The sequence below is a fragment of the Kitasatospora sp. NPDC023385 genome (genome assembly GCF_055664045.1).
Genome location: NZ_JBVOOL010000062.1, coordinates 1 through 10,104, shown reverse-complemented (window position 1 = coordinate 10,104; position 10,104 = coordinate 1). Strand labels below are relative to the sequence as shown.

The 10,104-nt window shown below is 69.2% G+C and carries 11 protein-coding genes and 1 pseudogene; 7 read left to right on the top strand and 5 right to left on the bottom strand.

From position 1 onward, the window contains the following. Positions 1–90: 90 nt before the first annotated feature. Positions 91–477: pseudogene (locus AC0B61_RS36630) on the bottom strand (transposase); the annotation flags it as partial. A 483-nt stretch (positions 478–960) separates the two neighbouring features. Between AC0B61_RS36630 and AC0B61_RS36625 the strand changes: the two are divergent. Next, the gene (locus tag AC0B61_RS36625; RefSeq protein WP_471746790.1) at positions 961–1,209 is read left to right on the top strand and encodes a peptidoglycan-binding domain-containing protein; all 249 of its coding nucleotides are present in this window, start codon (positions 961–963) and stop codon (positions 1,207–1,209) included. Between the two features lie 90 nt (positions 1,210–1,299). Here AC0B61_RS36625 and AC0B61_RS36620 read toward each other — a convergent pair whose 3' ends face one another. Together AC0B61_RS36620 and AC0B61_RS36615 are read right to left on the bottom strand one after the other, a co-directional pair. Next, on the bottom strand, positions 1,300–1,626 hold the full coding sequence (locus AC0B61_RS36620; protein WP_471746788.1) for a hypothetical protein: 327 nt from the start codon (positions 1,624–1,626) through the stop codon (positions 1,300–1,302). A gap of 53 nt (positions 1,627–1,679) precedes the next feature. Continuing rightward, positions 1,680–2,468: a hypothetical protein gene (locus AC0B61_RS36615; protein WP_471746786.1), complete on the bottom strand. Its 789-nt coding sequence runs from the start codon at positions 2,466–2,468 to the stop codon at positions 1,680–1,682. Between the two features lie 406 nt (positions 2,469–2,874). Here AC0B61_RS36615 and AC0B61_RS36610 point away from each other — a divergent pair, with 406 nt between their 5' ends. Together AC0B61_RS36610 and AC0B61_RS36605 are read left to right on the top strand one after the other, a co-directional pair. Further along, entirely contained in the window at positions 2,875–3,294 is a 420-nt protein-coding gene (locus tag AC0B61_RS36610; protein WP_471746784.1) for a DUF6083 domain-containing protein, read from the top strand. Between the two features lie 14 nt (positions 3,295–3,308). Continuing rightward, on the top strand, positions 3,309–3,779 hold the full coding sequence (locus AC0B61_RS36605; protein WP_471746782.1) for a hypothetical protein: 471 nt from the start codon (positions 3,309–3,311) through the stop codon (positions 3,777–3,779). Between the two features lie 369 nt (positions 3,780–4,148). Here the strand turns inward: AC0B61_RS36605 and AC0B61_RS36600 are convergent, their stop codons facing one another. Then, a complete protein-coding gene (locus AC0B61_RS36600; RefSeq protein ID WP_471746780.1) occupies positions 4,149–5,759 on the bottom strand; it encodes an acyl-CoA dehydrogenase family protein in 1,611 nt (536 codons plus the stop codon). Between the two features lie 859 nt (positions 5,760–6,618). Further along, a complete protein-coding gene (locus tag AC0B61_RS36595; RefSeq protein ID WP_471746778.1) occupies positions 6,619–6,762 on the bottom strand; it encodes a hypothetical protein in 144 nt (47 codons plus the stop codon). Between the two features lie 361 nt (positions 6,763–7,123). Between AC0B61_RS36595 and AC0B61_RS36590 the strand changes: the two genes are divergently transcribed. From AC0B61_RS36590 to AC0B61_RS36575, 4 genes are all read left to right on the top strand, one after another. Continuing rightward, complete coding sequence (locus tag AC0B61_RS36590) at positions 7,124–7,891, top strand: hypothetical protein (RefSeq protein WP_471746776.1); 768 nt, start codon at positions 7,124–7,126, stop codon at positions 7,889–7,891. 518 nt (positions 7,892–8,409) lie between these two features. Next, positions 8,410–8,670 (top strand): ComEA family DNA-binding protein, encoded by a 261-nt coding sequence (locus tag AC0B61_RS36585; protein ID WP_471746774.1) that lies wholly within the window; start codon positions 8,410–8,412, stop codon positions 8,668–8,670. Positions 8,671–9,086: 416 nt separating this feature from the next. Continuing rightward, positions 9,087–9,605 (top strand): transposase, encoded by a 519-nt coding sequence (locus AC0B61_RS36580; RefSeq protein ID WP_471746772.1) that lies wholly within the window; start codon positions 9,087–9,089, stop codon positions 9,603–9,605. Next, positions 9,602–10,000, top strand: coding sequence for a hypothetical protein (locus AC0B61_RS36575; RefSeq protein WP_471746770.1), 399 nt, complete (start codon positions 9,602–9,604; stop codon positions 9,998–10,000). The genes AC0B61_RS36580 and AC0B61_RS36575 overlap by 4 nt, the downstream gene beginning before the upstream one ends. The last annotated feature ends 104 nt before the right edge of the window (positions 10,001–10,104 follow it).

Genomic DNA, 10,104 nt, shown 5'->3' with positions numbered 1-10,104 from the left:
GCTCTCACCTCATCGACGGATGCCTCGCCGCCACCGGCCTGATCATGGACGGCTGACCACCTTCAGACCGACATTACGAATTCAACTTCAGTAGCGGCGGATCATGCTGCCCTGGACCTTGTGGCTGGGGTGGTCGGTGCCGTCGAGGGTGAAGTAGCGCAGGGCGGTGAATTGGGCCTCGATCCGGTTGAGCCAGGAGCTGTTGGTCGGGGTGTAGGCGATCTCCACGTTGTTCGCCTCGGCCCAGGTTCCGACCCGCTGGCACCGCTTGGTGGTCAGGTGGGGTGAGTAGTTGTCGGCCACGATCGCGATGCGCACGTCCAGCGGGTGCAGCGAGCGCAGATAGCGGCAGAACTCCAGGAACTTGGAGCGGTTCTTGGTCTTCTTGATGTGGCCGTAGAGCTGGTCCTTGGCGAGGTCGTAGGCGGCGAACAGGTGCCGGACGCCGTGCGGGCGGGTGTAGGTCGCCCGCCTCGCGGGCGAGGTTCGCGGCAAACGTTGCCTGATGCGGCATTAGATCGTTCCCCGGGCCGTTCCCAGGAGTTCACCGAGTGAAAGACAGCAGTCACCGGGTGTACGGTTCCTGCCGGCCGCCGTACGCGGTTTTTCGGGATTCGACGCTCAACTCCCCGACGGAAGCAGGCGGGCGCCCTCAATCCCTGGTGCCGACGCACCGGGCCCGACCCGGCGTGATCTTGCTCGCCGCCTCGATCTCCTCCTAATATCAACCTCGCTTGGCCGGGCCACCGCACACGGGCGTGCCCGCAGTTCATCTAGGGGGATTTCTTGAAGCGCCAACTCGCGGCCTTCGGAGCAGCGGCAGCCGCTGTCGCCGGGCTCATCACTTTCGCTCCCGCCGCCTCCGCGGCGGACGGCTACTGCAGCACGGCCGTCTCGGTCCCGTACGGGAGCGGTCGTTCGCTGATTCCCAGCACGAGCGGCGGTTCGACCTCGTGCCTCATGGAGAACGGCTCCAGCGGGGACGACGTGGTGCAGCTCCAGCGGAGCCTCGCTGAGTGCAACAGCATCAGCGTGGGCCGGTGGGGCGCGGACGGCGAGTACGGTGGTGACACGGAGAGCGCCGTCCGGACGTTCCAGCAGGGGCACAACCTGTCCCCGGACGGTATCTACGGTCCGGCCACGCGCAGCGCCATGCTGTGGAACGTGTACGACTATGTCGGCAACTGGACCGGCTGCCGTCACCTGTAGGACGGCCCGGGCACGGTTCGTACGAACGCCCGGCCGGGGTTTCCCGGCCGGGCGTTCTGCGTGCCCCCGCCCCGGAAGGCTCAGGAGGGCTCAGGGCGTCACCGTCCAGTCCGGAGCGGCGGCGTCGCGGTCCGGGCGGGCGGCGACGTGGCCGGGCTGGGCCTCCGTCAGGTAGAGGTCGTTGCCGTTGAGGCCGGACTCGGACTTGATCCGGGCGTGCGCGCCGGGGGTGACGGTCCAGGCCGCCTCGCTGGTGCGGCACTGGCCCAGGCGGGCGTTCCAGAAGTCGCCGACGGTCACGCAGTCGGTGAAGCCGCCGTCCGGGTCCTGGGCGGCGAGGTTGGTCCCGTCGGCGTGGTGCAGGCAGGTCCCGGTGCGGACGTTGCGCAGGGTGTAGAACAGCAACACCACACGCACGCTAGACTCTCACTCGCAGCATGAACCCCTGTGTCCACGTTCCAGGGGTCACCTCAAGGTGGCGATTCGGCAGGTACCGACCGGTCGGGCCGGTCAGCCGTGACGGCGGCTTCGTCCGCGTACAGATGCAACTGATCGCGGTCCAGCCGCACGAACGGATCGGTCCAGCTCTGTGAGGCATTCGGGACGAACACGCGTGTCGTCCCGCGGCGGGCGTCGTGGATCACGAGCGAGAGAATCCTGTAACCGAGCAGACCGAGGGCGATCTGCTGATCGGGATGGTCTTCCGGGCCCGCTGCCCGCAGCACATAGAACCGATCGCCCACCCAGTACCCGGACCGATCCAGCCAGGCATCCACCATCAGCCGAACGCCGTCCACCCACACGCCGACCTCGCCCCAGCGGTTCCGGTCCGTCATGTGCACCGCCCGGTGGCGGTCGTCGGCGGAGAACTCCACACGCAGTTCCAGATCGCTCCAGCAGTCCACGAAGGACCCGCAGGCACCCGGCACCGGACCAATACGAGACGCGCCAGTACCGGCCGCGCCGCCGGCGCAAACACCGACGCGGTCCTGGCCGCAGATCTGCGGTTCCCAGCACGGCCGGTCGACACGGCGGTTGCAGCCCAGGCCCATCGCGGCGCAGTCCCGGGGCGAGGCCCGGGACAGGAAGCCGACGAGGCGCTCCCGATACGGCATGTCGCCAATACGCGTGCGTACGTCGCTGTCACCGCCGTCCCACCACGCGACCAGGTCGGCCCCGACCCGCGAACGCCGCAACCACTCCTCCCAGCGCTCCTCGCGGATCCGGGACGGATGTGAGAGCGCCTGCGAAGAGGACACGATCTCATACGGCCCGTCCCCGGCCCCGTCCCCGTTCCGGCGACGGCCTGCCTTCTTGCCACGTCTCCAACGCACACTCGGCCTCCTCACGTCTTCGGGCACCATCCGACCACGGCAGACCGACGAGATGAGCGAACTCCTCGGAGGCGGTCGGCGGCTTGCGCCAGGGTGAGGCCGGGTCAGCACTGGCCTCACCGGGCACCAGTGTCCTTCGCCCGGGCAGCCGCAGCGCCGGCGGCGGCCTGTTGCGCGTGCCGCAGGACGCCATGCGTACCCGGTCCCCGCCACAGCGAAATGGCATGGCGCCCGTCCTGGCAGGCACGGCGCGTAGCGGCCCGGCTGGTCGAGGAGGGAGCGCGGTGAGCGCCAGCACGAGCCCGGACAGGGCCGCCAACCACGGCATCTTGTGAGCGCGCCGATCACTACCCGAACCTGGCCGACGCCCGAACCCGTCGCCACCGAGGCGCCGCGCACCGCCCGTGACAACATCGCCGCCACCCTCGAAGCCCGCGCGATGATGTGCATCTCCGGCGCGGCCGGCAACGGCAAGTCCCTGCCGGTCAACGCCTCGCTGCGCCTGCTCGCACCGCACAACTCCTACCGGATCGCCTTCCGGGCCCGCCCCACCCCGCGCGACATCCGCGAAGGGAACCGCTGGCGCATCGACCGGCACAATACGGCGCTGAACTTCGGCCGGGCGAACCCGACCGACCGGTGCCGGGTCTGCCACTGGGACGTCTGCCCGGGGCGCGTCCCGGCGCCGTCCAGCCCGCACCTGCTCTCCCTGTGGAGGGACAGCGACCTGCACCGGCGGCAGTCCGACTGACGTGCTGCCCGTGCTTGCAGCACCACTTCCAGCCCCGGGGCCTGGCCTCGTGCCGTAAGTGCCGGGCGCTGGCCGGGGCGGCCCCGTCCCGGCCATGCGGGCAGGAACGCCTGCACGACCTGCTCCTGCGGGAGGCCGACGACGGGCCGCTGCGTACGGTTCTGCTCGCCGCGCTGCGCCGGGGTGCGCGGCTCGCGATCTGGATCACCGGCCCGGCAAAGAGCCTCACCCGGTTCTACTCGTGGATCGACCGGATGACGGAGGAAGCCGGCCCGGCCGCCGATGCGCTCGCGGCGGCCGGCGCCTCCGTCACGCTGGCCCGCGTCGAGGGCGCCGACCGGCAGTACTTCGTCGTCCTGCGGCCCGACGGCCGCGCCCGCATCGCGCGCGGCCGGCGGACGCCTCTGCCGCGGCTTCGCCCAGCCCTCCTCGACGTCATCAGTCCCTCGGGGCGCTGTTCTGCCATCCGGTCCGCGCTCCAGTAGCCAGTGAAGCCGGCGGTCTGCCCGGCGAGGAACCGCAGGATGCGACCTGCCGGTGTGGCGGGTCGGTGAGTCGCTGGTTGATCTTGTTTGTGGGCTGGGTTTTACGGGTTGGTTGAGAAGTCCTGGGTGGGGCTGGTGGCGTGCTGCGCGACCTTTTGGGAGGCAGTCGTCACCGGCGCCGGACCCCTCGCGCTGGAGGGTCGGCAGCAGGCCGTCGCGGACCTGTCCGCCGACTGCTGGCGCGGCCGGTGGTGCAGATCCCGACGACGGGTGACGCTGCGGCCCGCTCGACGTCGCGGCCCGCGCCCATTCCCGGCGAGAGTCGGGCGCTGCTGTCGCCGGACAGCAGCGCCCCGAGCGACTGCCGAATTACGCCGGCACCAGTTCGGCCGCCGGCCCCGGAGCGCCAAGCATCGGATGCCCGGCCAGGACGCCCTCAAGAGCTGCGAAGCCATCTGTCAGGGTCAGGGCATAGGGCAGGAGCGCCTCGATCAGCGCTTCCTCGACGTCTGGCAGTTGATGAACGTGATCCGAGGTCATGTGGCCGGCCGCGAGCAAGTCCCCACTGTTGTCCTTGATCTGCCGCAAGGTGAACAGACGGTGCAGGTTCGCGAGAACTGCCTGGACTTCAGGGACGGGCTCTCCCGTTGCCGCGCTTAGCAGAGACTGCGCGGCAAGGCGAACTGTATGTGCTTCAACGAGCCGCAAGGCGGGTGTCACGGTTCCGTTCCACCGAGCCAATGGATTTCCTGTCGGCCCACTCCGGAGTCGGATGCGAGCCCTGCTGTGCCAGATACGTTCGATGTCTGCAAGAAGTTCCTGTAGATAATCTGAATCATCCAGTGAGCGCTCACTCGCCGGTACCTCAGAAGTCGGCATGGGAGTGAATCCGCCCATCAACATCTCACCAGCCGCCTTTATGAGAATTACTAGATTGTCTCCCTCGGCGGTGACCGTCCCCTCGTTCGCAGCCAGCTGGAAGGCAATTCCGTTCGACAGCAGCAGGCCTTGCGCTCCGCAACGCTCACGGCATTCCGTCATGATCTCCCGACCCCGCCAAGTGATCCAGGCCTTGGCCATGGCGGCCAGTCGTTCCACATCGGCGCGTTCAGTCGCAGTGCTGTCAGTCCACCGCTGTACTACTTCACGGTGCAGCAGTGTCGCCGCGTATGTGGTGGCGACCGCAGAAAGGAGCGGGGCGTGGTGGCTGCGGTGCTCGATGAGGGAGACCTTGCGGTCTGTCGTCATGCCGGAGGTGAGCCGTCGGCTGGCGTGCTGCATAGCGACGACGAGGGCATGGCGTGTCACGCCAAGGCTGTAGGCGCTCATGCAGAGTTTGCCTGCGTTGACGCGTCCGACCGACTGCAGGAATCGCTTGCGTGGATTGCCCAGCACGCTGGTGAACCTGCCGTCGCGTGACAGACGCCCGTGGTCGCCCTGCACCATGGCGTCGAAGGGCAGGTGCATGCCGTGGAAGTAGGTGGCGCAGTGGTCGACGGGTGCGCTGGCGGTCTGAGGGAGGGGCCGGACTTCCACGCCCGGGTAGGGCCGACCGTCCTGATCGGTGAGCGGCGTGTGGAAGAGGAAAACTCCGTGGTCGACTTCGCCGACGATCAGGCGGGCAGCAACGAGGGCGCTCTTGGCGCCACCGGCACTGGAGGTGTTCGGCATCCATTTGCAAGCACCGGCGGTGGGCGTATCCAGGATGAATCCGCTCGTCTCGGGATCGAATGTGGCCCGTGTCTCCAGCGAGGCGGCGTCGTTACCGTGGTCCAGCTCGGTGCACAGGAATGTCCCGATGCGTTCCATTCGGGTATACGGGTGCAGGTCCCGCCCCTCGTCGTGGTCGGCCAGGCTGCCGATGTGCAGGTTCCAATGGATGCTCGCGAGCGTCGCCATCCCGGCATCCACCACTCCAGCCCACTCGTGCATGGCCGCGAGCTTCTCGATGTCCGAGGCCAGGGCGATCGGATCCGGCACGGCATCGTTTATGAACCGCAGTCGCTTGTACGAAAGCGCTGTCCGTTCCTGAGGGGTCAGTCCCTCCTCGAAGGCGAACCGGGGGTCGTCGAACAGGCGCCTCCAGGGCTCGTGGATTCGCTGTGCACGAGGTCCGAACAGTACGCGCGTGAGGTCGTCGGATATGCCCTGGAAGTGGGGGAGTTGAGAGCCAGTCACGTCGGTAACCTAGCGGAAGCGATCACTTCGCCGAGCGTGATGATCAACACGATTGGCGGCAGCGGATCATGGAAAGAGCGCGCCGTGGCTCAGGGCCGTTGCAAAGCCCTGTGCTCTGGTGATCACGTTGGTCGGATGATGCTCGGCAGGTCGGGCGGGCGGGTGGAGGGCTCGCAAGAAGCCTGCCGGATGCCGGCGGCGATGTCGCGGTGTCCGGCGGCGCGGAGCGTGTCGATCCCTTGCCCTGGCCTGCCTCATGCCGGGCGACCCGAGTGCTCACCCTGAGGGCCACAGGCTCGTCCTCCGGGATGTCGGCCTCCACCTCACCGCCCTCAGCCTGATCGAGGCCAACGGCTCGACGAGCGCAGCCGAAATCGTCAAGGCGATCGGCGGGCAGCTGCCCGCCAAGCGCGTGCACGCCGAGCCGGACGCCCTCCTTGAGCAGGACCTCCTCTGTGCCCGGTCTCCCGAATCAGCGGGTGAGTGCCGGACCATGTCGCCGGAGGCCGCCGAACGCCGAGCTCACCACGACAGGCTGCACCGCCCCCACCCCGACGACCCAGTCCGGTCCCGCTGCGGGTGGAGAATGCGACCGCGGAGCTGCTCCTCCCGGACCCCGCGCCGTGCAGCCCCGCCGGCGGCCACCACGAGCTCGCCCTGTTTACGGGTGGTACTTCTCGGCGATGGTCTGGGCGAGGCCCAACGAGGAGTCCAGGGTGACGCGGACGGTGACGGCGCCGGTCTTCGCGGCCGTCTCCAACTGGTCGGTGGTGCAGCTCGTGGTGCCGTATCCCTGGCTGTCCATGGTCACGTGGCTGCCGTCGGGGAGCAGATCGCGGCCGCGCGCCTGTGGCCAAGGCGGTGTGCAGCTCACGGTGGCCCGTCGGCGCCGACCGCATCGCAGGCCGGCCGCCGGTGCCGGCCGTCAGAAAGTCCTCGCGCTGAGGTCGTTCACCACGACATGGCGGCTGGGCGTGGTCGGGCGTGGTGCTGGTCGCGGCTCGGACGGTTCGCTGGGGCGCTGCACCACCGCCATCGTCACCGTCGCCTTCCGTGGTCGTGACGGCGGAGCGGGCTGTCTGGTGCAGTTCTTGTTGGCGGACGCGTGAGTGGGGTAAAGATCGCATAGTCCTGCGGAGGATCGCGGGCAGAGGAGACGAGGAACCGTGGCAGACAGCCGTTTCAGTGACACCATCGCCCAGTTGGAGGCGGAACTTCCCGGGATCGAGGCCCGGCGGCGGCGTCTGGAGGAGGAGCTGACCGCCGCTGTGGCGCGTGAGAATGCCGTACGCGGCGCCATCGAGAGCCTGCGGGCCCTGGCCGGACTGGTGGCCTCGCAGGACCTCACGCCGGTGGGCACCGTTCGGGCGGAGGCGGACGCCATCGCCGGGGACCGGCCGCAGCAGAACTCGGCCGAAACCGAGGCAGGACCGGACCAGGGCGAGGACCAGGCCGAGAAGGCCACCACGCGCACGGACAAGGCCACGAAGACGGCGAAGAAGGCCCCCGCCAAGAAGGCCCCGGCCAAGAAGGCGCCGGTCAAGAAGACCACCGCGAAGAAGGCGGCACCTGCGAAGAAGGCGGCGCCCGCGGAGAGGACCGCCGACGGCGCGCGGCCGCGCACCGCGGCGAAGAAGGCGGCCGCCACCACAGGTGCCAGGCCGGCGCGGACCGGCGCCGAGCCGACTCCGGCGAAGAGCGAAACGGCTGCGCCCGCGCGCAGGCGGCGAACGACCGGTGCCACCTCCGAGAGCGTGCTGGGCATCCTGGCCGACGCACAGGAACCGCTGCGCGCCCGGGAGGTGATCGCCCGGCTGGGAATCGAGGAGTCGGCGGACAACGTGAACGCGGTGCGCACCATGTTGGAGCGCCTGGCCAAGGCCGGCCGGGCGCAGCGCCCGGGCCGTGGCCTGTACGCGAAGCTGGGCGGCTGACCCGCCGGGGACCAGTCGGCGGCCGGTTCGCGAACCTGCCGCACCATGGGGAGCCGGCCTCTGGCCCGGATCTCGAACCGGCGACGTCCCCGCGTCCGCCGCGGTCGTCACGGTCCCTGTCTGAGGCGCCGGGAGGTCGCCACCCGCGGGTGGCGACCTCCCGGCGCCTTCTCGGAGCCTCGGCAGCCTACCGCCGCCCCGGGGAGAGCCGGCGCGAGCTCGCCGTTGCTGTGGGGCTGACGCAGGACGAGCTTCCCGGCCCGGCCGACCATGCTCTCGCCGGGCGCCCCGACAACGTCCTTGCCCCCGCACTCGCGCCTTCTGGCCGGTCCGGGGCCGCCGGCGTTCCACGCTCGCTGCCGCGATGCCGGACAACGCCTCGGGATCCCATTCACCGCCGCACACCGCCCGCACGACCTGGCGCAGCGCGTTCACGAACGCCGCGCCCTTGCGCCGCCGTCCAACAGGCCCGAACTCTGCGTGCCGAGGCGCGCCGTATCGTTCAGGATGATCCCGCCATGGCCCGTGAACTGGGTATCGGCCGACCAGGCCGAGGCACCGGTTACGACGACGGCGGCCTGCTGGATCTGAACAGTGCCGACGCTCAGACGATCTCGCAGGTACTCGATGTCCGTCCTGACACGGCCGAACGAATTGTCACCGCCCGCCAAGAGGTCGGCGGCGCGTTCCGCTTGTTGGATGAGGTCATCACGTACGCGAGCCTTACCGAGGGCGAAGAACTGGTCATCCGCGAACGCGGCGTTCTGCTGCCGTGTTGAACGGCAAGTCGGATCATCAGGAACCGGAGGGATCCGTTCTCCACTCCCCATGCCGGACACACGCCCCTCCCGCACTCCTGACCGGAGTCACGCTTCCTCACCGCAGCTGCGAGAGCCGGCCGTAGAACGGTGGACTCAATTCCCGCGGCCCGCTGTACTCTTCTCACTCGCAGGAATCAGCCATCGCGGTCGGCTTCAGCTCGCTGTATCGCGCTCGCTTGGCCCCATGGGGGGTCGGTGAGCTGGTCGGCGAGTGGATGCTCAGCCGCATTACACCGACGGGTCCTCCCCGCACGGGCGGGGGTTAATCAATCCTTCAGACGGAGGGCCCGCAGGCCGGGTTCGGACGAGCAATCCTGAGGGTGTTGCGCTGGTCGCCCTGCTGGGGCCGGGAGCGTTGGGCCGGAATCCGCCTCTTGCGCCGAGTCGACAGCTCCTCAGAGCCCGTCCCGAAGACCACGACGGGACTGGACGCCGGCAAGAAGGTGCCGGGCCGCAAGCGCGGGCTCGTGGTCGACGTGCTGGGCCTGATCATCGGGGTCGTCGTCCTCGCGGCCTCCGCCCACGACAACGCCGCCGGCACCGCCCTGCTCGCCCAGGCCGCCGAGCGGTGCGGCAACCGCCTGGAGAAGGCCCTGGTGGACCAGGGCTTCAAGGACGAGACCGTCATCCACGGCGCCCTGCTCGGCATCACCGTCGAGATCGTCCGCCGCAACCCGGCCGACCAGGGCAAGGGCTTCGTCCCGCAGCCGAAACGGTGGGTCGTCGAGCAGGTCAACGGCACGTTGATGCTGCACCGGCGCCTGGCCCGCGAGTACGACCACAGGCCCGACAACTCCGCCTCCCGCGTCTACTGGGCGTCCACCGCGAACATGGCCCGCCGCCTCACCACCCCGGCCCCGGCCTGGCGCGACGCCTACGAGGTGGCCGCGTGAACGTCGCCGACCTCCTCAAGGACGTCCAGGTCCGGCATGAACAGGCCATGGCCCGGGCCGACGACCTACGGCGGCAGATCGAGCACCTCACCACCGCCCTGGCCGAGACCGAGGGGCGCCTGGCCGAGCTGGCCACGGCCCGGAAGATCGTCCAGGAGATCACGCCGGACGGCACCGACCCCCAGCCCGACGAACCGGCTACCGCCTACCAGCAGGTCCTAAACACCTTCAACCACCACCCCGACCAGCCCTTCCGCGTCCGCGAACTGCACGAACTCCTCAGCTGGCCCACCGACGACCCCTCCCTGAATGTCACCCGCTCCCGCCTTGGACGCCTCACCCGCCAGGGCTTCCTCGCCCAAACCGGACGAGATATCTACCAGAAACGGACTTAACATCCTCTTAGAGGACGTTAAGTCCGTTTCTGGATGATCTGGTGTCGCCCGTTCGTGTGTACGGAGTCGTTCAGGCTGACTCGGGTGTCGTGTGCATGGTGCTG

Excerpts from the sequence above, each read along its gene's own strand:
- AC0B61_RS36595 (WP_471746778.1), bottom strand. The coding sequence starts at position 6,762 with ATGGACAGCCAGGGATACGGCACCACGAGCTGCACCACCGACCAGTTG.
- AC0B61_RS36625 (WP_471746790.1), top strand. The coding sequence starts at position 961 with ATGGAGAACGGCTCCAGCGGGGACGACGTGGTGCAGCTCCAGCGGAGC.
- AC0B61_RS36585 (WP_471746774.1), top strand. The coding sequence starts at position 8,410 with ATGGCCCGTGAACTGGGTATCGGCCGACCAGGCCGAGGCACCGGTTAC.